Genomic DNA, 21956 nt, shown 5'->3' with positions numbered 1-21956 from the left:
TTCCCGCCGAGCTACCTGATCCGTAGCGCCAGAAAAACGCCTAGACGCGTTTTCGCCAAAATAAGAACAATAACGGAGTACACAACGATGCTGTCGACACAGCCCCAGGCTTGCCCGCCTGTTCGTTTTTCTCGCCTTACCCAGACCGCCCTTGCCAGTGCCACTGCCCTTGCCGGCTTTTCGCCGCTGAGCCAGGCTGCCTTCTTCGAAGACAGTAGCGCGACCCTGGAAACCCGCAACATGTACTTCAACCGCGACTTTCGCGACGGCACCAGCGCGCAGCAGTCCAAGCGCGACGAATGGGCCCAGGGCTTTATGCTCAACCTGCAATCGGGCTACACCGACGGCACCGTCGGCTTTGGCGTGGATGCATTGGGCATGCTCGGGGTCAAGCTCGACTCCAGCCCCGACCGCACCGGCAGCGGCCTGTTGCCCACCGACAACGGTCGGGCCGTGGATGAATACTCCAAACTCGGCCTGACCGGCAAAGTGAAAATCTCCGCCACCGAGCTAAAGATCGGTGCGCTGATCCCCGAATTGCCGATCCTCAAGCCCAACGACGGCCGCATCCTGCCGCAAACCTTCAACGGCGGGCTGCTGACGTCCAAAGAATTCAAGAACCTCGTGTTCACCGGTGGCCGCCTGGATAAAGCCAAGGACCGCGACTCTACCGACTACGAAGACATCGCCCTCAACAACAAGAACAGCCGTTTCGTCAGCGGCGCTACCGGCAAGCACTTCAACTTCGGTGGCGTGGACTACAAGTTCGCCGACAAGATCACCGGCAGCTACCACTTCGCCCAGCTCGACGATGTCTACCGCCAGCACTTCCTGGGCCTGGTGGCCTCGCGCCCAATGGGCCCCGGCACCTTCGGCGCCGACCTGCGCCTGGCCATCAGTGATGACACCGGTGCAGCCCACGGCGGCCCTATCGACAACAAATCCCTCAACGGCCTGTTCAGCTATGCCCTCAATGGCCATAAGCTCAGCGCCGGCTACCAGCACATGTCCGGCGACAGCGCCTTTCCCTATGTGGATGGCGCTGACCCGTACCTGGTCAACTTCGTACAGATCAACGACTTCGCCGGCGCCGAAGAACGCTCCTGGCAGGCACGCTACGACTACGACTTCGCCAAACTGGGGATTCCCGGCCTGAGTTTCATGAGCCGTTACCTGTCGGGTGACAACATCAAGCTCAGGAACGGCGAGACCGGCAAGGAGTGGGAACGCAACAGCGAGATCCGCTACGTCGTGCAAAGTGGCACGTTCAAAGACGTAGCCCTGCGCCTGCGTAATGCCACGTACCGCTCCAACTATTCGGCACGTAACGCGGATGAAGTGCGTGTGCTGGTCAGTTACAGCCTCGCGCTCTGGTAATAAGTGCCGGGCAGTCACACCTAATAACAACAAAGACGGAGATAAAAATGACCTATTCACTGCGTAAATTGGCCCTCGCCGCCGGCTGCATGCTGTTCGCTGGCCAACTGCTGGCCGCCGACGAACCCAAGCGCCCGGAATGCATCGCCCCGGCCTCGCCCGGCGGTGGTTTTGACCTGACCTGCAAACTGGCGCAAAGCGCGCTGGTCAACGAAAAGTTGCTGAGCAAACCGATGCGCGTGACCTACATGCCTGGCGGCGTGGGTGCGGTGGCCTATAACGCAGTGGTGGCGCAGCGCCCGGCAGACGCCGGCACCTTGGTGGCGTGGTCCAGTGGTTCGCTGTTGAACCTGGCCCAAGGCAAGTTCGGGCGCTTCGATGAAAGTGCCGTGCGTTGGTTGGCAGCCGTGGGCACCAGCTACGGTGCCATCGCCGTAAAAAGCGATTCGCCTTACAAAAACCTCGACGACCTAGTACAGGCGCTGAAGAAAGATCCGAGCAAAGTGGTCATCGGCTCCGGCGGCACCGTGGGCAGCCAGGACTGGATGCAAACCGCTCTGGTCGCCAAGGCTGCCGGCATCAATCCGCGCGACCTGCGCTATGTGGCACTGGAAGGCGGTGGTGAAATTGTCACCGCATTGATGGGCAACCATATCCAAGTGGGCAGTACCGACATCTCCGACTCCATGCCCCATATCCAGAGCGGCGACATGCGCTTACTCGCGGTGTTCTCCGAGGAGCGCCTGGACGAGCCGGAAATGAAGGATATTCCGACGGCGAAGGAGCAAGGCTACAACATCGTCTGGCCAGTGGTACGAGGCTTCTACCTCGGGCCAAAAGTCAGCGATGAAGACTACGCCTGGTGGAAAGCCGCCTTTGACAAGCTGCTGGCTTCCGAAGACTTCGCCAAGCTGCGCAACCAGCGCGAGCTGTTCCCGTTCGCCATGACCGGACCTGCGCTGGACACCTACGTGAAGAAACAGGTGGCTGACTACAAAGTGCTGGCCAAAGAATTCGGCCTGATCCAGTAATCGCCCCTTGTTCGCGCGGCCACGCCTCTGTGCATCAGGGGTGGGGCCCAGGATTCCCGTAATCGCCCCTTGTTCGCGCGGCCACGCCTCTGTGCATCAGGGGTGGGGCCCAGGAGTTTCCCATGCTCTTACAACGCATTTTTGCAGCCACGCTGCTGCTTGCCTGCGCCGGCCTGGCCTTGATGGCCTGGCCGTATCAGGCGGCATTTTCCTACGAGCCGGTCGGACCCCGTGCCTACCCGCTGTTGATGCTCGGCCTGATGAGCCTGGCACTGATCTATATGTTGTTTCGCCCTCAGCCCACCCAATACAAGGACGACGAACCACCGCTGGACCGAGCGACCCTGATCAAAATCGGCCTATGCGTGGCACTGCTACTGATATTTGCCGGCACCTTCGAGCCGCTGGGTTTCATTCTCAGCAGCATGCTGATCGGTATACCAATGGCTCGGCTATATGGCGGTCGCTGGTTGCCCAGTGTGGTGATTATCACGTTGATGAGCGTCGGTCTTTATCTGCTGTTTGATAAAGCCATGGACGTACCTCTGCCCCTCGGCCTGCTCGACGTTCTGGAGAACTGATATGGATACGCTTGGCTATTTGGGCCAGGGTTTCGGCGTTGCGCTGACCCCCTACAACCTGGTGACCGCATTGTGCGGCACCCTGATCGGTACCGTGGTCGGCCTGTTACCGGGCCTGGGGCCGATCAATGGCGTCGCGCTGTTGATCCCCATCGCCTTCGCGCTTGGGCTGCCGCCTGAGTCAGCACTGATATTGCTGGCGGCCGTGTACCTGGGCTGTGAATACGGCGGCCGTATCAGTTCGATTCTGCTGAACATCCCGGGCGAAGCCTCGACAGTAATGACCACCCTCGACGGCTACCCGATGGCGCGTAAAGGCCTGGCGGGCGTGGCACTGTCGTTGTCAGCATGGAGTTCGTTCATCGGTGCACTCATCGCCACTTGCGGCATGGTGATGTTTGCTCCCCTGCTGGCTAAATGGGCGATTGCCTTTGGGCCTGCGGAATATTTCGTATTGATGGTGTTCGCGATTGTCTGCCTGGGCGGTATGGCCGGTGAGAAACCGCTGAAAACCTTTGTCGCCGCCTTGATCGGCCTTTTCCTGTCGGCGGTGGGTATCGACGCCAACAGCGGTGTGTACCGCTTTACCGGTGACAATATCCACCTGACCGACGGCATCCAATTTGTGGTGCTGGTCCTGGGCCTGTTTTCCATCAGCGAGATCCTGTTGCTGCTGGAAAAAACCCACCATGGCCAGGAAGCCGTCAAGGCCAGCGGGCGCATGATGTTCAACTTCAAGGAAGCAGCGTCGGTATTCGTAGTCAATATTCGCTGCGGCGTCCTGGGCTTCATCATGGGTGTGCTACCGGGCGCCGGCGCCACCCTGGCCAGCGCCGTGGCCTACATGACCGAGAAACGTATCGCCGGTGCCAGCGGCACCTTCGGCGAAGGTGACAAACGTGGCCTGGCCGCGCCGGAAACCGCCATCGGTGCTGCCGCCTGCGGCGCCCTCGTCCCCATGCTGACCCTCGGCGTACCCGGCTCAGGCACTACCGCGGTGATGATCGGCGCGCTGTCGCTGTACAACATTACCCCCGGCCCACTGCTGTTCCAACAACAGCCGGACATCGTCTGGGGCCTGATCGCTTCGTTGTTTATCGCCAACATCATGCTGGTGATCCTCAACATCCCGATGATCCGCATCTTCACGCGCATCCTTGCCGTGCCAAACTGGGCGCTGGTGCCGGTAATCGCCATCATCACCGCGATTGGGGTGTACGCGGTTCACGCCACCACCTTCGACCTGTTCCTGATGATTGGTATCGGCATCTTCGGTTACATCCTGCGCAAGCTGGACTTCCCGCTGTCGCCGGTGCTGCTGGGCTTTATCCTCGGCGGCCTGATGGAGCAGAACCTGCGCCGCGCGCTGTCGATTTCCAACGGCGCGCTGGAAATCCTGTGGTCCAGCCCAATCACCTTTGGTGTGTGGGTACTGACCGCAATCATGTTGCTTGTGCCGCTGCTGCGCATCTACCGCAAACGTGCCCTGCAGCGTCGCGCCGTGGCCGATGTCTGAGGTCACCTTTAAACAATGGTGGGCAACACCGCTGGTCGGCCTGGCCGGCGGTTACCTGGCCAGCCTCGTCGGCTGGCCTTTGCCGTATATGGTCGGCTCGTTGCTGGCGATCATCCTGGTGCGCTGCCTGACGCCGTGGCAATTGGCCGAGATTCCCGGCGGACGCAAATGCGGCCAATGGGTAGTGGGCGTCGGCATCGGGCTGCACTTTACGCCGATGGTGATCGAGCAGGTGATGAGCCACTTCGGCCTGATCTTCTTCGGTGCGCTGATCACCAGCCTGTCGAGCATTGTCGGTGTGTGGTTGATGCGCCGCAGTGGCGAAGACCGCGCCACCGCGTTTTTCTCGAGCATGCCGGGCGGTTCCGGTGAGATGGTCAACCTCGGCGCGCGTAATGGCGCGGTGCTCAGCCGTGTTGCGGCGGGGCAGAGTTTGCGCGTGCTGGTGGTGGTGCTGTGTGTGCCGGCGATCTTCAAGTATTTGCTCGAAGGCGGCGCGCCGCAGTTTCATCCCGCGCCGGTGAGCTGGGCCTGGCTGGCGGTGCTATTTCCGATTGGCGCGCTGGTAGCCTGGGGATGGCAGCGTTTGCGCCAACCGAACCCGTGGCTGTTCGGGCCGCTGTTGGTCAGCGCCACCGCCAGTGTAGTGTGGGACTTGCATATCGGCCTGCCCGATGGCGGCAGCCAGATCGGCCAATGGCTGATCGGCAGCGGCTTGGGCTGCCACTTCAACCGTCAGTTCTTTCGCCGGGCCCCGTCGTTTATGGCGCGTACGCTGATCGGTACGGCGTTGACCATGGCGCTGGCAACGTTAGCGGCGGTGGGCTTGAGCGCCATGACGCAGCTGGACTTGCGCTCACTGACCTTGGGCATGATGCCCGGCGGCATTGCCGAAATGAGCCTCACCGCCGAGACCTTGCAACTGTCGGTGCCGTTGGTGACGGCGATGCAGGTGATGCGCTTGTTGTTTGTGCTGTTTCTGGCAGAGCCGTTGTTCAGGCATTGGAACCGCCAGCCAGACAACGTCTAAACCCTCCACCAAATTCCAATGTGGGAGCTGGCTTGCCTGCGATCCAGGCACCTCGGTGTTTCAGCCAGACCGAGGTGATTCTATCGCAGGCAAGCCAGCTCCCACATTGGACTGTACTGAGCTTTAGAGTGGCGGCAACCGCCACTCAATCGGCGTCTCGCCATTCTGCTCAAGAAACTTGTTGGTGCGGCTGAAATGCCCGCAGCCCAAAAACCCGCGATACGCCGACAGCGGCGACGGATGCACCGACGTCAGCACCAGGTGCTTGGTCGCATCCACCAGTTTTTGCTTGCTTTGCGCATGGGCGCCCCACAACAGGAAGACCAAGTGCGGTTGATGCGCGCTGACCACTTCGATAATCCGGTCGGTAAAGAACTGCCAGCCCTTGCCCGCATGGGCGTTGGCATTCGCGCGTTCCACGGTCATGGTGGTGTTGAGCATCAGCACGCCCTGGTCGGCCCAGCTTTGCAGGCAACCGTGGTTGGGGATGTCGATGTTCAGGTCGCGCTTGAGCTCTTTGTAGATATTTACCAAGGAGGGCGGCGTCGGCACGCCCGGTTGCACCGAGAAGCACAAGCCGTGGGCCTGGCCTGGGCCGTGGTACGGGTCCTGGCCGAGGATCACCACCTTGACCTTGTCCAGCGGCGTTGAGTTGAGTGCATTGAAAATCAGCGGGCCCGGTGGGTAAATTTCTTTGCCGGCGGCGTGTTCCTGGCGCAGGAACTCGCGCAGTTGAGCCATGTAGGGCTGTTCGAACTCATCCTGCAGAGCGTGTTTCCAGCTGGGTTCGAGTTTGATACGGTCGCCTTCGGTCATGGTGTGTTCGTCGTGTAAAAAAGAATGGGCGAACCCTAGGAAAGCCGACCCCGCTTGTCAATTGATCTGACACACAACCGGCACTTTCTGTTGAAGCGATCATACTGATCGTTCACTTTCTCGATTGAGGTCACGATGAACCTGCACTTCGAAGAGCTGACCGGCAGCGACGGTGCCCGCATCGGCATCGCCAGCCTGGACGCTGAAAAGTCTCTCAACGCGCTCTCCTTGCCGATGATCCTGGCCCTGGGCGATCGCCTGGATGCCTGGGCCCAAGACCCGAACATCGCCTGTGTGCTGCTACGCGGCAATGGCCCCAAAGCCTTTTGCGCCGGCGGCGAAGTGCGCAGCCTGGCCCAGGCCTGCCGTGAACAGCCCGGCGCTGTGCCAACCCTGGCCGCAGAGTTTTTCGCGGCGGAATACCGCCTCGACTATCGCCTGCACACCTACCCCAAGCCGCTGATCTGCTGGGGCCACGGCTACGTGTTGGGCGGCGGTATGGGCCTGCTGCAAAGCGCGGCGGTGCGCATCGTGACACCGAGCAGCCGTCTGGCGATGCCCGAGATCAGCATCGGCCTGTACCCGGATGTGGGCGCCAGTTGGTTCCTGTCGCGCCTGCCCGGCAAGCTCGGCGTGTTCCTTGGCCTCACCGGCGCGCACATCAATGGTCGCGACGCCCTGGACCTGGGCCTGGCCGACCGTTTCCTGCGCGATGACCAGCAAGAAGAATTAATCGAAGGTCTGCTGCAACTGAATTGGCAGGAACAAACCGCGATGCAACTCAACAGCCTGCTCAAGGCCCTGGCCCAGGAAGCGGTCAGCCAGCAACCCGAGGCGCAATGGCTGCCCCGCCGTGCACAGATCGACGAATGGTTGGACGTCGGTGATGTGCGCTGTGCCTGGCGCGCGCTGAGCCCATTGCGCGACCACGCCGACCCGCTGTTCAGCCGCGCCGGCAAGACCCTCAGCGAAGGCTGCCCGCTGACGGCGCATCTGGTCTGGGAGCAGATTCAACGCGCCCGGCACCTGTCCCTGGCCCAAGTGTTCCAGATGGAATACACCCTGAGCCTGAACTGCTGCCGTCACCCGGAGTTCGCCGAAGGCGTGCGCGCGCGGTTGATTGACAAGGACCAGACGCCCCATTGGCACTGGCCGGATATCAACACCATTCCCGAGGCCGTGGTGCAAGCGCATTTCCACAAGGCCTGGGAAGGTCGGCACCCATTGGCGGACTTGTCCGACGTCTAACGGTGACCACCACCGTGGCCGCCACCATGCCCGCCGCCACGGTTGCCGCCTTGGTTGTGCCCACCGCCATTGCCCCAACGGTTGCCGCCCCAGCCTTGGTTCGGGTACGGCCGGTAATTAGACCTTGGGTAATAGCTCCGACGTCTAACGGTGACCACCACCGTGGCCGCCACCATGCCCGCCGCCACGGTTGCCGCCTTGGTTGTGCCCACCGCCATTGCCCCAACGGTTGCCGCCCCAGCCTTGGTTCGGGTACGGCCGGTAATTAGACCTTGGGTAATAGCCCGGCGCTGGCCGGTAATAACGCGGCGCCGGGTAGTAACGCGGTGGCGGCGCGTAGTAGCCACGCCCATAGAGGTAACTGGGGCCGCCGCCGTAGTAATAGGCCGGGGCCGGAGTGGTGTAGACCTCAGAGCGATAGTAAGTACCCCCGCCATCGTAATAGGGCACACACGCAGACAGGGTCAGGCCGAATAAAGCGCTAAGAAGCAGTCGTCGATACATGGCGGCCTCCTGGACCGCTTGAGAGCACCTTCAGCGACGCTGAAGGGCGGCATTCGTCTTTCATTGAATGACGAAATATCTGACATCAAAAACCGAATCTGGTGCGTTTCGGACACAGGTTGAAACATCTGTTTCAGACGAAGCGAGCGCTTCATTGCAGTGCGCCAGCGCACCAGCACAACGCAGCCCAAGCCCCCTGCCCCTCACCCTCCTCGCGACTTGAAACATCTGTTTCAGACGAAGCGAGCGCTTCATTGCAGTGCGCCAGCGCACCAGCACAACGCAGCCCAAGCCCCCTGCCCCTCACCCTCCTCGCGCAAACCTTCGGTCTAAAGGCTCGCGGCCTACTTGGCACGACTCTCGCTTTGGCTAACCCGTGCAGGCTTCATCACAGGTTCGCGGCACCACAATTTGCAATGGCTGACTAGGGTTCCGGCTCGCTTGACGCGAGTGGCTGGTCCGAGAGTTGGCGACCTCCAGTTGAGGTTACACGGCGGGATAAAAGCCCGGGAGACAAGCCACCGTTCACGGTGCCGCGTTGCTCCCTGCCCGCCCATGATCAACTGGAGAAACCCCATGCCAACACCCCGTTTACCCGCCCTGCTCGCCGCCGCTTTCGCCGCCGTGTTGAGCTTCCAGACCCAAGCCGCCAGCAAAGACCACTTCAGTGTGTGCTGGACCATTTACGCCGGTTGGATGCCGTGGGAGTACGCCGGCAGCCAGGGCATCCTCGACAAGTGGGCCAAGAAGTACGGCATCAAGATCGACATGGTGCAGCTCAATGACTATGTCGAATCCATCAACCAGTACACCGCTGGCCAGTTCGATGGCTGCACCATGACCAACATGGACGCCCTGACCATCCCCGCCGCCGGTGGCGTGGACAGCACCGCGCTGGTGGTCAGCGACTTCTCCAACGGCAACGATGGCGTGGTGATCAAAGGCACCGGCAAGACCGTGGCCGACCTCAAGGGCATGAACGTCAACCTGGTGGAACTCTCGGTGTCCCACTACCTGCTGGCGCGGGCACTGGAATCGGCTGACCTCACCGAAAAAGACCTGAAAGTGGTCAACACCTCCGACGCCGACATCGCCGCTGCCTTCAACACCAATCAAGTGCAAGCCGTCACGACTTGGAACCCGATGCTCTGCGAGATCAAGGCCAAGCCCGGTGTCACGCAAGTCTTCGACTCCAGCAAAGTGCCCGGCGAAATCATGGACATGATGGTGGTCAACACCCAAACCCTCAAAGACAACCCCGCCCTGGGCAAAGCGCTCACCGGTGCCTGGTTTGAAGTGGTCGCGCTGATGAACGCCAAAAACGCCGCCAGCACCGAAGCCTTGGAGCATATGGCCAAAGCGTCGGGCACCGACCTCAAGGGTTTCCAGGCGCAACTGGACACCACCAAGCTGTTCGCCACGCCCAAGGAAGCCCTCGCCTTCGCCACCAGTGCGCAGTTGCCCGCCACCATGCGCAAAGTTGCCGAATTCTCCTTCCAGCACGGCTTGCTCGGTGAGGGCGCCAAGGACACCAGCGCCGTGGGCATGAGCTTCGCCAATGGCGTGACCAGCGGCGACACCGCCAACCTCAAGCTGCATTTCGACCCCCGCTATGTGCAGATGGCCGCCGACGGCACGCTGTAAGAGGACCCGGCCATGCGCCTGATCAACCGTCACCCGGAACGCTCCAGTCGCCTGCTGTTGGTGATCCTGCCGTTCGCCCTGCTGCTGTTCGCCTACTTCGTGGGCTCGGCCGAGCGCCTGGCAGACAACCCCAACGACAAGCTGCTGCCCAGCGCCGTGCAAATGGGCGACGCGGTAAAACGCCTGGCGTTCAGCGCCGACACGCGTACCGGTGAGTACGTGCTGTGGCAAGACAGCGCGTCGAGCCTGCGCCGCCTCGCCATCGGCTTAGGAATAAGCGCCCTCGCCGGCCTGTGCCTGGGGATTGCCGCCGGTACGCTGCCGCTGTTTGGCGCGCCGTTGTCGCCGTTGCTCACGGTGCTGTCGATGGTGCCGCCGCTGGCGATCCTGCCAATTCTGTTCATCGTGTTCGGGCTGGGGGAATTGTCCAAAGTGATGCTGATCGTTATCGGCATCACCCCAGCCCTGGCGCGCGACCTTGAGCAGCGCGCACGGGAAATCCCCATCGAGCTGCTGGTAAAAGCGCAAACCCTCGGCGCCTCCACCTGGACCCTGATGCTGCGCGTGGTGTTGCCGCAACTGCTGCCGCGCCTGCTGATTTCGCTGCGGCTGATGCTCGGCTCGGCGTGGTTATTCCTGATCGCCGCCGAAGCCATCGCCTCCACCGACGGCCTGGGCTACCGGATTTTCCTGGTACGCCGCTACCTGGCGATGGACGTGATCTTGCCTTACGTGGTGTGGATCACCCTGCTCGCCTGGCTGATGGACTGGGGCCTGAAAACCCTCACCCGCCGTGCGTTCCCCTGGTACGAAGGAGCGCGGGCATGAGTTTTATCAGCGTCAACAATGTGTGGCAGCGCTACGGCGACCAAGTGGTGCTGGAGGGCCTCAACCTGCACGTCGAGGAGGGTGAGTTTTGCACGCTGGTCGGCACCTCTGGGTGCGGCAAATCCACCTTTCTGCGCCTGCTGTTGGGCCAGGAAACTGCGAGCAAAGGCCAGATCCTGCTGGACGGCCAAGCCCTCGCCGCCGAGCCGGATGCCAGCCGTGGCGTGGTGTTCCAACGCTACTCGGTGTTCCCGCATCTGACGGTACTGGACAACGTCGCCCTAGGCCTTGAACTGCCTCATTCACCGCTGCTGGGCCGGCTGTTCGGCAAAGCCAAAAGACACGCCAGGGAACAGGCGGCCGCACTGCTGCAAAAAGTCGGCCTCGGCCACGCCTTGGACAAGTACCCGGCGCAGCTCTCCGGCGGCATGCAGCAACGCCTGGCCATCGCCCAAGCCCTGATCATGAAGCCCCGCGTGCTGCTGCTGGACGAACCCTTCGGCGCCCTCGACCCGGGCATTCGCAAGGACATGCACCAGCTGTTGCTGGCGCTGTGGCGCGAAACCCGGCTGACGGTGTTCATGGTCACCCACGACCTGAGCGAAGGCTTCAGCCTCGGCACGCGCTTGCTGGTGTTCGACAAGGTCCGCGTCGACCCCCACGCCCCCGGTGCCTATGGCGCCCGCATTACCTACGACATCCCTTTGAACAGCGCGCGCCGCAAAGCGCTCGCCGCCGAACTTGGAGCCTCAGCCCAATGACCGATTCCACTCAACTGTTTGCGCCGTTCGCCGAAGAAATGCTACCCGGCGGCGGCCACCGTTCCTTCGTGCTCAAGCGCGGCCAACTGCTGCGCCTCACCGACATTCGTGGCGGCGCCAACGTCAGCCTGACGCTGCTCAACGCCAATGAAAAAACCGAACGCCTGAACCTGCCCGACAGCCTCAAATGCCAACACACCGCCAAGCTCACCCGCGGCCACTGCCTGTACTCGGACATGGGCCGCGTGCTGGCCGCCATCACCGCCGACACCTGCGGCTGGAGTGACAGCATTGGCGGGGTGTTATGCGCCGCCGAGGTGGCCGAAAAATATGGCAAGGGCCGCTATCAGGAACTGCGCAACGGCTTCTACCGCAACGGCACCGACAACCTGCTGGTGGAATTGGGCAAGTGGGGCCTGGGGCTTTGCGACCTGTTGATGACCCTCAACCTGTTCAGCCGCGTCAGCGTGGACGGCGACGGCGGTTTGCACTTTGTGCCGGGCAATTCCAAGGCTGGCGACTACATCGAGCTCTACGCACCGATGGACACGCTGGTGGTGCTCACCGCCCTGCAACACCCGATGGACCCCAACCCCGATTACGCACCGCAACCGCTGAAGCTGAGCTGGATGAACGCGGCCCCCAGCGTCGCCGAACACTGCCGCACGTCGCGCCCGGAAAACACGCGCGGCTTTATCAACACTGACCGCCTGTTCGCTTGAGGAGCTGCCATGTCTATCGCACTGAAACAACCCGATGCGGCGGTGTACCGCGCGACTATTCCCGCCGGCGAGCCGTGGCTGATGGAGGTCAAGGCCGGCCAGACCCTGCGCATCCTTGACCTTGAGGGTAACCAGGCCGTCGACACGCTGTTCTACAGCCTCAAAAACCCCAAGGAACGCTACGACGTGCAACGCACCCTGCGTCGGCAAAACAACGTGTACCTGAGCACCGGCAGCGTGCTGTATTCCAACCTCGGCCAGCCGATGCTGACCCTCGTCGAAGACACCTGCGGGCGCCACGACACCCTCGGCGGCGCCTGCGCGCAAGAGAGCAACACCGTGCGCTACGCCCTGGAAAAACGCTACATGCACAGCTGCCGAGACAACTACCTGCGCGCCTGCGCCCACGATGGCCGCCTGGGTAAAAGCGACATCGGGCCGAACATCAATTTCTTCATGAATGTGCCGGTCACAGCCGACGGTGGGCTGACCTTTGAAGACGGTATTTCCGCGCCCGGCAAGTACGTCGATTTACGCGCGGAGATGGACGTGATCGTGCTGATTTCCAACTGCCCGCAATTGAACAACCCCTGCAACGCCTACAACCCGACCCCTGCGGAGTTACTGGTATGGAACTGAAAATGAAGCGGTTGCGTAAATGGTTGTTCGCCCTGTGCCAGGCCCGAGCGGGGCAGTGCATGCAAAAACAATGAGGGTTCCCTGTGGGCGCTGGCTTGCCTGCGATGGCGGTTAATCAGCCAATAAATAAGGTGACAGACCCACCGCCATCGCGGGCAAGCCCGGCCCCCACAGTTGATCACCATCAACTCCAAAGATTTGCGCCATGGACGACCCTGGCGCGTACCCCCACATGCGGGACGGCCCGCAGGGTTTTGCCATGTTCGAAAAACTGTTGATCGCCAACCGTGGCGCCATCGCCTGTCGCATCCTGCGCACCTTGCGCGAGCTGCAGGTCAAAGGCGTCGCCGTGTACGCCGAAGCTGACGCAGCCAGCCTGCATATCCAGCAAGCCGACGAGGCCTACAGCCTCGGTGAAGGCGCGGCGGCCGGCACCTATCTGGCGGTGGAAAAAATCCTCGCCACCGCCAAGGCCTGTGGCGCCAAGGCCATCCACCCCGGCTACGGCTTCCTTTCGGAAAACGCCGCCTTCGCGCAAGCCTGCGAAAGCGCCGGTATTGCCTTCGTTGGGCCGACGCCTGAACAGTTGCGCGTATTCGGCCTTAAGCACACCGCGCGCACTCTGGCCAAGCAACATCAGATCCCCTTGCTGGAAGGCACCGAACTGCTCGACAGCCTCGACGCGGCCCTGCTGGCGGCCGACACGGTGGGCTACCCGATAATGCTCAAAAGCACCGCCGGCGGTGGCGGCATCGGCATGCGCGTGTGCCGCAGCGCGGCCGAGTTGGGCGACTCGTTCGAGGCGGTCAAACGCCTGGGGCAGAACAATTTCAGCGACGCCGGTGTCTTCATCGAGAAGTACATCCAGCACGCCCGCCACCTGGAAGTGCAGGTGTTCGGCGACGGCGCAGGTGAAGTGATCGCCCTCGGCGTGCGCGACTGTTCCGTGCAGCGGCGCAACCAGAAAGTCCTCGAAGAAACCCCGGCGCCGAACCTGCCCGACGGCATGGCCGAGGCCTTGTGCGCGGCCGCCATTACCCTGGCCAAGGCCGTAAATTACCGCAGCGCCGGCACCGTGGAGTTTATCTTTGATAGCGCCGATGGCCGCTTTTACTTCCTCGAAGTGAACACCCGGTTGCAAGTGGAACACGGCGTGACCGAGCAAGTCTGGGGCGTGGACCTGGTGCGCTGGATGGTGCTGCTGGCAGCCGGTGAAATGCCGCCTTTGCATACATTGGCTTTGAACCCCCATGGCCATGCGATTCAGGCACGGCTGTATGCGGAAGACCCAGGCAAGGACTTCCAGCCGAGCCCGGGGCTGTTGACTCGCGTGGACTTCCCGGCGGCCGCAGGCCTACGGATCGACACTTGGGTGGAAGCTGGCTGCGAGATCCCAGCGTACTTCGACCCGATGATCGCCAAGCTCATCAGTTGGGCGCCGAGCCGCGAACAGGCACGTATGGACCTGCATCAGGCGTTGAGCGACAGCCAGCTCTATGGCGTGGAAACCAACCGCGATTACCTGCGCCAGATCCTGCTCGCCGCGCCCTTCGCCAGCGGCCGCCCATGGACGCGCTGCCTGGAAGATCTGGTCTACACCGCCGACACCGTTGAAGTGCTCAGCGCCGGCACGCAAACCAGTGTGCAGGATTATCCTGGCCGCCTCGGCTACTGGGCCGTGGGCGTGCCGCCGTCAGGGCCGATGGACAGTCGCGCGCTGCGCTTGGGCAATCGTTTGCTGGGCAACAACGACGGCGCAGCAGCCTTGGAAATCACCATGAGTGGGCCACTGCTGCGCTTCAATTGCGCGGCGGTCATCGCCGTCACCGGTGCAGAAATCCCGCTGCTGTTGAATGACCAGACAGCGCCGATGAATACCGCGCTGTTGATCGAGGCCGGGTCGATGTTGAGCCTTGGCACCCTCGCAGGCGCCGGTGCACGCAGCTATCTGTGCCTGCGCGGCGGGCTGCAAGTGCCCGACTATCTGGGCAGCAAAAGCACCTTCACGCTCGGTCAGTTTGGCGGGCATGGCGGGCGTGCTTTGCGGGCCGGTGATGTGTTGCACGTGTTGCCATTGGCAGACGTCAACGCCGGGCAGCAGTTGATGGCTGAACCATTGGCTGAGGTGCGCACACTGCGGGTCATTTATGGCCCGCACGGTGCGCCGGAATATTTCCTGCCTGAGTACATCGACACCTTCTTCGCCACCCAGTGGGAAGTGCATTTCAACTCCAGCCGTACCGGCGTGCGGCTGATCGGGCCGAAGCCTGAATGGGCGCGCACGGACGGCGGCGAAGCCGGGCTGCATCCGTCGAACATTCATGACAATCCTTATGCGATTGGGGCGGTGGATTTTACTGGGGATATGCCGGTGATCCTCGGGCCGGATGGGCCGAGCCTGGGTGGGTTTGTGTGCCCGGTGACGGTGATTGAGGCGGACCTGTGGCAGCTGGGGCAACTCAAGGCGGGTGACAAAATTCGCTTCGAACCGGTCGACCTCAAAACCGCCCGCGATCTCGCCCTGAACTGGGATCAAATGTGGGCGCCGGGCTTGCCCGCGATGCAGACGGCTCGGGCTGTCAGTCAAACCGAGGTGATGCATTCGCGGCGCGAGCAAGCCCGCGCCCACATTTGATCGAGTCGCCAGTGGTGTTGGACACCGGCCACGACAACACCCGCCTCGTCGCTCGCCTCGCCGGTGACACCCACCTGCTGCTGGAGATCGGCGCCGCCGAACTCGACCTGGTGCTGCGCTTTCGCGCACACGCGCTGATGCAGGCCCTGCAAACCCGCGCCCTGCACGGCGTGATCGACCTGACCCCGGGCATCCGCTCCCTGCAAATCCACTACCTGCCCGAACAACTGCCGCTGGCCGAGCTGCTGCCGCTGATCACCACCGAATGGGCCGCCGTGTGCGCCACGCAAAACCTGCAAGTGCCGTCGCGCATCGTGCATTTGCCGTTGTCGTGGGACGACCCGGCCTGCCAACTGGCCATCGAAAAATACATGACCACCGTGCGCAAAGACGCGCCGTGGTGCCCGAGCAACCTGGAGTTCATCCGCCGTATCAACGACCTGGCGAACCTCGACGAAGTGCGCCACACCGTATTCGACGCCAGCTACTTGGTGATGGGCCTGGGCGACGTGTACCTCGGCGCGCCGGTCGCCACGCCACTGGACCCGCGTCATCGCCTGGTGACCACGAAATACAACCCGGCCCGCACCTGGACCGCCGAAAACTCGGTGGGCATCGGCGGTGCTTACCTATGCGTCTATGGCATGGAAGGCCCGGGCGGTTATCAGTTTGTGGGGCGCACGCTGCAGATGTGGAACCGCTACCGGGAAGTCGCGGCGTTCGACGGCAAGCCATGGTTGTTGCGCTTCTTTGACCAGATCCGTTTCTACCCGGTGAGTGCTGATGAGCTGGTGCAGATCCGCCGCGATTTCCCGCTGGGGCGCTTTGCGCTGAGCATCGAGCACAGCCAGTTGAACCTCGCGGATTACCAGGCTTTTCTGGCGCGGGAAGCGTCGAGCATCGGCGCCTTTCGCGAGCATCAGCAGCAGGCTTTTAATGCCGAGCGCGAGCGTTGGATCGCCAGCGGCCAGGCGCATTACGACAGTGAAGAGCTGGCTGCGCCCATCGGTGAAGACACCCCGCTGCTGGCCAACGAGGTCAGCGTCGACAGCCCTATCGCCGGCAACCTCTGGCAGGTTCAGGTGGCTACCGGGAATCGGGTCTCAGCCGGCGAGGTGCTGGTGATTCTTGAGTCCATGAAGATGGAAATCCCGGTGGTGGCGCCCTTCGCCGGCACCGTGCGCGAGATCCCGGTGCAACCCGGCAGCGGCATTGGCGCCGGGCAACGGGTGGTGGTGCTGGAACGTGACTGACTTTTCTTTTTCAACAGGCGGACAAGCCATGAATCTGCAACTGGACAACCTGCGCAATGCCTACCTCAGCGGCGATACCACGCCGCGCGAATTACTCTTGCAGTTGCGCGAAAAAGCCGCGCAACTGAACCCTGACTATCACCTGTTTATTCATCTGCTCAGCGTGGCGGAACTGGAGCCGTACCTGGCGGCACTGGACGCTCGCGAGCCGTCCGAATTGCCGTTGTTCGGCGTGCCGTTTGCGATCAAGGACAACATCGACCTGGTAGGCATTCCGACCACGGCGGCCTGCCCGGCGTTTGCTTATGTACCGACGCGCAGTGCGACGATTGTCGAGCAACTGATCGCCCTGGGCGCGGTGCCGCTGGGCAAGACCAACCTGGATCAGTTCGCCACCGGGCTCAATGGTAGCCGCTCGCCGTATGGCGCCTGCCCCAACAGTGTATTGCCGGAATATCCAGCGGGCGGTTCCAGTGCGGGGTCGTCGTTGGCCGTCGCCCTGGGTGTGGCGAGTTTTGCCCTGGGCACCGACACCGCCGGTTCCGGCCGGGTGCCGGCGGCGTTGAATAACCTGGTGGGGCTCAAGGCGAGCAAAGGCCTGATCTCCACGGCGGGCGTGGTGCCGGCGTGCCGTACGCTGGATTGCGTCACCACCTTTACCCGCACCGCGCGCGAGGCCAGCCAGTTGCTGGCGCTGACCGCCAAGCTCGACCCGCTGGACGCCTACAGCCGCCAGAACCCGGCGTGGAATGACGCCTGCGCGTTCGGTGCACCGAGGCCGTTTCGTTTTGGTGTGCCGCGCACTCAGGACCTGGAATTCTTCGGCTGCGAGCAAGGCCCACCCCTGTTCCAGCAGGCCATCGCCCGCGTGATTGCCCTCGGCGGCGAACCGGTCACGCTCGACCTGTCACCCTTCCTCGAAGCCGCGCGCCTGCTCTATGAAGGGCCGTGGGTGGCCGAGCGCTACAGCGTGGCCGGTGAACTGATGGGGCGTGAGCCCGAAGCGGTGCTGCCAGTGATCCGTGCCGTGTTGGCCAAGGCGCCGGCGGTGACGGGTGTCGACACCTTCCGTGCGCAGTACCGTCTGCAAGCCTTGAAAGCCCAATGTGATGTGTTATTGGAAGGGCTCGATTGCGTGCTGACGCCGACCATCGGCCGCCCAGTCACCTTGGAAGAACTGCGTGCCGAACCGGTGTTGCGCAACGCCGAACTGGGCTATTACACCAACTTCATGAACCTGCTGGATTACGCGGCCGTCGCCGTGCCCAGCGGCTTTATGCACAACGGTTTGCCTTGGGGCGTGACGCTGTTTGGTCGCGCATTTACCGATCAATACCTGCTGGGCGTGGCCGATGCGCTGCAGCGCCAGCAGGATGCATCGCTCGGCGCGCCAACAGGCAACGCCAGCCATGACATGACGCGGCTGGTGGTGTGTGGCGCACACCTGCAAGGGCTGGCGCTGAACGGCCAATTAGTGCGCCGTGGTGCACGCTTGTTGGAGCGCACCCACAGCTCGGCGGACTATCAACTGTTCGCCCTGGCCGGCGGGCCGCCTTATCGCCCCGGCATGCTGCGGGTAAGCGAAGGCGGCGTGGCCGTCGAGGTTGAGGTGTGGGAATTGCCGAGCCGCGAACTCGGCTCATTCCTCACCGGCATCCCCGCGCCACTGGGCCTTGGCAAGGTGCAACTGGCGGACGGGCGCTGGGAAACCGGCTTCATCTGCGAACCCTACGGCCTGGCGGGCGCGGTGGACATCAGCCACTTCGGCGGCTGGCGCGCCTACCTGCACAGCTTGCAATAGCGGGGCGGCGCTGTATCGTGCTGGAAACTGCGCGATACAGCCCGAACCGACATGACCACGCCAACCCTCTGCCCCGCCTGCGGTGCTCGCAACGACTGCACCCTGGCCGACCCGCGCACCGCCGACCAAGCCTGCTGGTGCTACAGCGTCACCATCGACCCAGCGGTGCTCCAAGCGCTGCCGGATGAACTGCGCAACACCGCCTGCCTATGCCCACGGTGTGCCCAGGTGGATGCGCAATTGCGTGGGGTTGCGCCTAAGTAATGCGCGTTGATCGTTTCCTCAGCAACCTGCCGCGTTTCAATCGCCAGCAAGTGCGCTTACTGCTGGTTGAGCGACGGGTGAAGGTCGATGGCGTGGCGGTCAGCGATCCACACCACGAAGTGCGTGAGTTCAGTTGCGTGTGTGTTGACGATGAAGTGCTGCAAGTCGGCAAACCAACGCGCTATTTCATGCTGCACAAACCCCAAGGCTGTGTAAGCGCCACGTGCGACCCGCAACACCCCACGGTCCTCGACTTACTGGATGTGCCGGACAAGGACGAACTGCACATCGCCGGTCGTCTGGATTTCAATACCACCGGGCTGATGCTGATCACCAACGACGGCCAGTGGTCGCGCCGCTTGACCCAACCGCAGACCAAACTGCCCAAGGTTTACCTCGTGCAAACCGAACAAGACATCACCCCTGAATACGCGGTGACGTTTGCTGCGGGCCTGTATTTTGCGTTTGAAGACCTCACCACCCAACCCGCCGAACTTGAGCTACTGGGCCCAAGGACCGCGCGGCTGAGCATCATCGAAGGCCGCTATCACCAGGTGAAGCGCATGTTCGGGCACTTTGATAACAAGGTGATCGGCCTGCACCGTGAGCGAATGGGGCCGTTGGTGCTGGATGATGCGCTTGCGCCGGGCGAATATCGGGCACTGACTGACAACGAAATCCGAAGAGTCTGATAACCGTTCGGCCGGTGATGGCAAAAAACCAGTTCGGCGCCTTGCGACCTGGCGTCTGTGCTGCTTGAATCAAGACGCCAGCCAAAATATGACTGGCGAGTCGCCTATAACCTCCAAGAAACACCTTGCCCCGCCCGCGCTTGATCTACGGGCCTTTGCGGCAAACAGCCCGCCCTAACAACAGCCGTCGGCCAGCCGTCATCGGGCCGACATGGGCGCTCATCTTCCAGGCGTATGCCTACCTGTCATAAAGCGTGTGCAGACTGATCTGCGCGCCCTACCCGCTTGCCAGGAGTCTTACGACATGAGGCCAGAAATCGCTGTGTTGGATATACAGGGTCAGTATCGGGTTTACACGGAGTTCTATCGCGCGGATGCTGCGGCAAAGACCATCATCCTGGTCAACGGCTCCATGGCCACCACGGCCTCTTTCGCCCAAACCGTGAAAAGCCTGTACCCGCAATTCAATGTGGTTTTGTACGACCAGCCCTACGCTGGCCGCTCCAAAATCCATAACCGCCACGAGCAGATGCTGACGAAGGAAGTCGAAGGCCAGATTCTGCTGGAACTCATCGACCGCTTCGCCGCCGAACACGTGCTGTCGTTCTCCTGGGGTGGCGCTGCCACACTGGTCGCCCTCGCAGAGCGCCCGCGCCGCGTGGAAAAGGCGGTGATCAGCTCGTTCTCTCCGGTGGTCAACGCACCGATGCGCGACTACCTTGAACGCGGCGTCGACTACCTCGGCAACCTCGACCGCGACCGCGTCGGCCACTTGGTCAACAGCACCATCGGCAAACACCTGCCGTCGCTGTTCAAACGTTTCAACTACAAACACGTCAGCAACCTGGCCGAGCACGAATACGGGCAGATGCACTTTCACATCAGCCACGTACTCAACAGCGACCGGCTGTGCTACCTCAAAGCAGCCCGGCAAATCGACATTCCGGTGCTGTTTTTAAATGGCGAATGGGACGAATACACCAGCGTCGAAGATGCCAAGCTGTTTGGCCAGCATGTGGCCAAGAGCAGCTTCAGCACCATCCAGGCCACCGGGCACTTTCTGGATATGGAGCACAAGGCGGCGTGCCGGGACAGCCGGGACGCGGTGGTCGGCTTTTTGAAACCCGAGCGGCAGGTCAGCCGGTTGCGCTATCACCAGGGCCAGATGCAGCATGCCTTTGCGATTTGAACTAACCGCTGATGTGGGAGCCGGGCTTGCCCGCGATGCCGGCGCCGTGGTGCGGCGATCCGACGAGCCAGCTCCGGCTTGCGGCCGGCGCCGTGGTGCGGCGATCCGACGAGCCAGCTCCCACACCCGCTTGATGAACGCAACTCACACATTTTTCGAAGAAAAACTTCAAATCCCGGCGAACATCTGGTACAAAGTCAGCCGCTCTGAGCGGGTATAGTTTAATGGTAGAACAGTAGCTTCCCAAGCTTCCGACGAGGGTTCGATTCCCTCTACCCGCTCCACTCAGATTTTGCGCTTGCGTCAGGAGGGTTCTGACGGGAGATGCATAAAGAAACCGGTCCTCAGTGGCCGGTTTTTTTATGGGCGTGATTTGAGGTCTCAGTTATTCTTTTCGCACAAACCTGTACAAATCAATATTTCTGTACAAGTATCAGTGCTAAGCGTTGGCGCTTCGCCGCGCATGATCACGGAGCCGGGCAATGACACGTCTACTGGTTTCATTGTTGTTGGCGCTGAGTTTGAGCAGTTGCGGCAACGTCGAAGTGGCCCACTACGCAGACCAGCAACCGCAGTTGGACCTGGAGCGTTTCTTCAGCAAGCCCGTCAAGGCCTGGGGGATTTTCCAGAAGCGCTCGGGCGAAGTGGCCAAGCGCTTTGAGGTCAATATCGCCAGCCGGCGCGAGGGCAACGCCTTGATTCTCGACGAGCGTTTCCTGTACAGCGATGGCACGCGCCAACAGCGGGTGTGGACGCTGACACCGGATGGCCCGGGGCGCTGGCGCGGTCGGGCAGGTGATGTGGTCGGCGAGGCGATTGGCGAAGTGGCGGGCAACGCACTGCGTTGGCGTTACCGACTCAACCTGCCGGTGGATGGCTCAATCTACGAAGTGAGCTTTGATGACTGGATGTACTTGATGGACGAAGACACCTTGATCAACCGTTCCAGCATGACCAAGTTCGGCGTCGAATGGGGCCAGGTCACGTTGTTCTTTCGTCGCCAGTGAGCGACCCGAAGTGAGGGCGAATCATGAATCTGCAAATGCTGACCGAATTGGCGCAAAAAGGAGAAGTTCGTGAGTTGGAACTGCTGTCGCTGGAGGGTGGTTTCTACATCGCGCGCGTCAGGTTGGATCATGTCCAGATGACGCTTTTGGGCGAGGACGCCAAGCCGATGCGCATCGGCTCCACCACGCATTTGCGCGACCTGTTGCAACGCGTTCCGCCGTTTCCCTGTGTGCTGGTGCAACACTGCGTGCACGATGAAATGTGCGGTGTACGGGAAGGGGCAATCGGCGCGTTGCGTATTCCGTTTACGTTGGCTTCGTCTCTTTAAGGCGCTTTGCGGTTTTTGACTCCCCGGCCCCAGATCGAGCTACAGGCCTCGACCGCTGATAGGCAGCGGCAGACAAACCTTAAAGACGT

At 62.0% G+C, this 21956-nt stretch carries 19 protein-coding genes, 1 tRNA gene, 1 pseudogene and 1 riboswitch; of the genes and pseudogenes, 19 read left to right on the top strand and 2 right to left on the bottom strand.

Going from position 1 to position 21956, the window contains the following annotated elements; genetic code table 11:
* Positions 1-87 precede the first annotated feature (87 nt).
* The 5 genes from GJU48_RS06835 to GJU48_RS06815 all read left to right on the top strand — a co-directional run bounded on the left by GJU48_RS06835 (position 88) and on the right by GJU48_RS06815 (position 5535).
* Positions 88-1377: an OprD family porin gene (locus GJU48_RS06835; protein WP_094951000.1), complete on the top strand. Its 1290-nt coding sequence runs from the start codon at positions 88-90 to the stop codon at positions 1375-1377.
* A gap of 47 nt (positions 1378-1424) precedes the next feature.
* A complete protein-coding gene (locus tag GJU48_RS06830; RefSeq protein ID WP_083359661.1) occupies positions 1425-2408 on the top strand; it encodes a Bug family tripartite tricarboxylate transporter substrate binding protein in 984 nt (327 codons plus the stop codon).
* 122 nt (positions 2409-2530) lie between these two features.
* Positions 2531-2989, top strand: coding sequence for a tripartite tricarboxylate transporter TctB family protein (locus GJU48_RS06825; RefSeq protein ID WP_094951001.1), 459 nt, complete (start codon positions 2531-2533; stop codon positions 2987-2989).
* Position 2990: 1 nt separating this feature from the next.
* Positions 2991-4505, top strand: a complete 1515-nt coding sequence (locus GJU48_RS06820; RefSeq protein WP_094951002.1) for a tripartite tricarboxylate transporter permease — start codon at positions 2991-2993, stop codon at positions 4503-4505.
* A complete protein-coding gene (locus GJU48_RS06815; RefSeq protein ID WP_094951003.1) occupies positions 4498-5535 on the top strand; it encodes an AbrB family transcriptional regulator in 1038 nt (345 codons plus the stop codon). The genes GJU48_RS06820 and GJU48_RS06815 overlap by 8 nt, the downstream gene beginning before the upstream one ends.
* A gap of 123 nt (positions 5536-5658) precedes the next feature.
* Here the strand turns inward: GJU48_RS06815 and ung are convergent, their stop codons facing one another.
* Positions 5659-6351 (bottom strand): uracil-DNA glycosylase, encoded by a 693-nt coding sequence (gene ung, locus GJU48_RS06810; RefSeq protein WP_094951005.1) that lies wholly within the window; start codon positions 6349-6351, stop codon positions 5659-5661.
* Between the two features lie 135 nt (positions 6352-6486).
* Between ung and GJU48_RS06805 the strand changes: the two genes are divergently transcribed.
* Positions 6487-7599, top strand: a complete 1113-nt coding sequence (locus GJU48_RS06805) for an enoyl-CoA hydratase/isomerase family protein (protein WP_094951006.1) — start codon at positions 6487-6489, stop codon at positions 7597-7599.
* A gap of 144 nt (positions 7600-7743) precedes the next feature.
* Here GJU48_RS06805 and GJU48_RS06800 read toward each other — a convergent pair whose 3' ends face one another.
* A complete protein-coding gene (locus GJU48_RS06800; RefSeq protein WP_094951007.1) occupies positions 7744-8103 on the bottom strand; it encodes a hypothetical protein in 360 nt (119 codons plus the stop codon).
* A gap of 413 nt (positions 8104-8516) precedes the next feature.
* Positions 8517-8618: riboswitch (guanidine-I (ykkC/yxkD leader) on the top strand.
* 61 nt (positions 8619-8679) lie between these two features.
* Between GJU48_RS06800 and GJU48_RS06795 the strand changes: the two genes are divergently transcribed.
* The 13 genes and pseudogenes from GJU48_RS06795 (at position 8680) to GJU48_RS06735 (ending at position 21867) form a co-directional block, all read left to right on the top strand.
* Positions 8680-9747, top strand: a complete 1068-nt coding sequence (locus GJU48_RS06795) for a putative urea ABC transporter substrate-binding protein (protein WP_094951008.1) — start codon at positions 8680-8682, stop codon at positions 9745-9747.
* A 12-nt stretch (positions 9748-9759) separates the two neighbouring features.
* Positions 9760-10575, top strand: a complete 816-nt coding sequence (locus GJU48_RS06790) for an ABC transporter permease (RefSeq protein WP_094951009.1) — start codon at positions 9760-9762, stop codon at positions 10573-10575.
* On the top strand, positions 10572-11336 hold the full coding sequence (locus tag GJU48_RS06785; RefSeq protein ID WP_094951010.1) for an ABC transporter ATP-binding protein: 765 nt from the start codon (positions 10572-10574) through the stop codon (positions 11334-11336). The genes GJU48_RS06790 and GJU48_RS06785 overlap by 4 nt, the downstream gene beginning before the upstream one ends.
* Positions 11333-12058, top strand: coding sequence for an urea amidolyase associated protein UAAP1 (locus GJU48_RS06780; protein WP_094951011.1), 726 nt, complete (start codon positions 11333-11335; stop codon positions 12056-12058). The genes GJU48_RS06785 and GJU48_RS06780 overlap by 4 nt, the downstream gene beginning before the upstream one ends.
* 9 nt (positions 12059-12067) lie before the next feature.
* A complete protein-coding gene (locus tag GJU48_RS06775) occupies positions 12068-12697 on the top strand; it encodes an urea amidolyase associated protein UAAP2 (RefSeq protein ID WP_094951012.1) in 630 nt (209 codons plus the stop codon).
* Positions 12698-12956: 259 nt separating this feature from the next.
* Positions 12957-16585 (top strand): annotated as a pseudogene (uca, locus tag GJU48_RS06770) (urea carboxylase).
* Positions 16586-16613: 28 nt separating this feature from the next.
* On the top strand, positions 16614-18386 hold the full coding sequence (gene atzF, locus GJU48_RS06765; protein WP_094951013.1) for an allophanate hydrolase: 1773 nt from the start codon (positions 16614-16616) through the stop codon (positions 18384-18386).
* Positions 18387-18437: 51 nt separating this feature from the next.
* The gene (locus GJU48_RS06760; RefSeq protein WP_094951014.1) at positions 18438-18650 is read left to right on the top strand and encodes a cysteine-rich CWC family protein; all 213 of its coding nucleotides are present in this window, start codon (positions 18438-18440) and stop codon (positions 18648-18650) included.
* The gene (locus GJU48_RS06755; protein ID WP_094951015.1) at positions 18650-19342 is read left to right on the top strand and encodes a 16S rRNA pseudouridine(516) synthase; all 693 of its coding nucleotides are present in this window, start codon (positions 18650-18652) and stop codon (positions 19340-19342) included. Before GJU48_RS06760 ends, GJU48_RS06755 begins: the two co-directional genes overlap by 1 nt.
* Before the next feature lie 304 nt (positions 19343-19646).
* Positions 19647-20531: an alpha/beta fold hydrolase gene (locus GJU48_RS06750; RefSeq protein ID WP_094951016.1), complete on the top strand. Its 885-nt coding sequence runs from the start codon at positions 19647-19649 to the stop codon at positions 20529-20531.
* 210 nt (positions 20532-20741) lie between these two features.
* Positions 20742-20815, top strand: a tRNA-Gly gene (locus GJU48_RS06745).
* A 198-nt stretch (positions 20816-21013) separates the two neighbouring features.
* Complete coding sequence (locus GJU48_RS06740; RefSeq protein ID WP_094951017.1) at positions 21014-21538, top strand: DUF3833 domain-containing protein; 525 nt, start codon at positions 21014-21016, stop codon at positions 21536-21538.
* Between the two features lie 23 nt (positions 21539-21561).
* Positions 21562-21867 (top strand): DUF6482 family protein, encoded by a 306-nt coding sequence (locus GJU48_RS06735; protein WP_094951018.1) that lies wholly within the window; start codon positions 21562-21564, stop codon positions 21865-21867.
* The last annotated feature ends 89 nt before the right edge of the window (positions 21868-21956 follow it).

Origin of the sequence: Pseudomonas sp. IB20, assembly GCF_009707325.1 — a bacterium.
Lineage (GTDB): Bacteria > Pseudomonadota > Gammaproteobacteria > Pseudomonadales > Pseudomonadaceae > Aquipseudomonas.
The sequence above is the reverse complement of the archived record's forward strand: the minus strand, read 5'-3'. Positions and strand labels throughout refer to the sequence as shown.

Bases quoted from the DNA above. Each gene is read 5' to 3' on its own strand.
- GJU48_RS06835 (WP_094951000.1), top strand. From the start codon at position 88: ATGCTGTCGACACAGCCCCAGGCTTGCCCGCCTGTTCGTTTTTCTCGC.
- GJU48_RS06830 (WP_083359661.1), top strand. From the start codon at position 1,425: ATGACCTATTCACTGCGTAAATTGGCCCTCGCCGCCGGCTGCATGCTG.
- GJU48_RS06825 (WP_094951001.1), top strand. From the start codon at position 2,531: ATGCTCTTACAACGCATTTTTGCAGCCACGCTGCTGCTTGCCTGCGCC.
- GJU48_RS06820 (WP_094951002.1), top strand. From the start codon at position 2,991: ATGGATACGCTTGGCTATTTGGGCCAGGGTTTCGGCGTTGCGCTGACC.
- GJU48_RS06815 (WP_094951003.1), top strand. From the start codon at position 4,498: ATGTCTGAGGTCACCTTTAAACAATGGTGGGCAACACCGCTGGTCGGC.
- ung (WP_094951005.1), bottom strand. From the start codon at position 6,351: ATGACCGAAGGCGACCGTATCAAACTCGAACCCAGCTGGAAACACGCT.
- GJU48_RS06805 (WP_094951006.1), top strand. From the start codon at position 6,487: ATGAACCTGCACTTCGAAGAGCTGACCGGCAGCGACGGTGCCCGCATC.
- GJU48_RS06800 (WP_094951007.1), bottom strand. From the start codon at position 8,103: ATGTATCGACGACTGCTTCTTAGCGCTTTATTCGGCCTGACCCTGTCT.
- GJU48_RS06795 (WP_094951008.1), top strand. From the start codon at position 8,680: ATGCCAACACCCCGTTTACCCGCCCTGCTCGCCGCCGCTTTCGCCGCC.
- GJU48_RS06790 (WP_094951009.1), top strand. From the start codon at position 9,760: ATGCGCCTGATCAACCGTCACCCGGAACGCTCCAGTCGCCTGCTGTTG.
- GJU48_RS06785 (WP_094951010.1), top strand. From the start codon at position 10,572: ATGAGTTTTATCAGCGTCAACAATGTGTGGCAGCGCTACGGCGACCAA.
- GJU48_RS06780 (WP_094951011.1), top strand. From the start codon at position 11,333: ATGACCGATTCCACTCAACTGTTTGCGCCGTTCGCCGAAGAAATGCTA.
- GJU48_RS06775 (WP_094951012.1), top strand. From the start codon at position 12,068: ATGTCTATCGCACTGAAACAACCCGATGCGGCGGTGTACCGCGCGACT.
- atzF (WP_094951013.1), top strand. From the start codon at position 16,614: ATGAATCTGCAACTGGACAACCTGCGCAATGCCTACCTCAGCGGCGAT.
- GJU48_RS06760 (WP_094951014.1), top strand. From the start codon at position 18,438: ATGACCACGCCAACCCTCTGCCCCGCCTGCGGTGCTCGCAACGACTGC.
- GJU48_RS06755 (WP_094951015.1), top strand. From the start codon at position 18,650: ATGCGCGTTGATCGTTTCCTCAGCAACCTGCCGCGTTTCAATCGCCAG.
- GJU48_RS06750 (WP_094951016.1), top strand. From the start codon at position 19,647: ATGAGGCCAGAAATCGCTGTGTTGGATATACAGGGTCAGTATCGGGTT.
- GJU48_RS06740 (WP_094951017.1), top strand. From the start codon at position 21,014: ATGACACGTCTACTGGTTTCATTGTTGTTGGCGCTGAGTTTGAGCAGT.
- GJU48_RS06735 (WP_094951018.1), top strand. From the start codon at position 21,562: ATGAATCTGCAAATGCTGACCGAATTGGCGCAAAAAGGAGAAGTTCGT.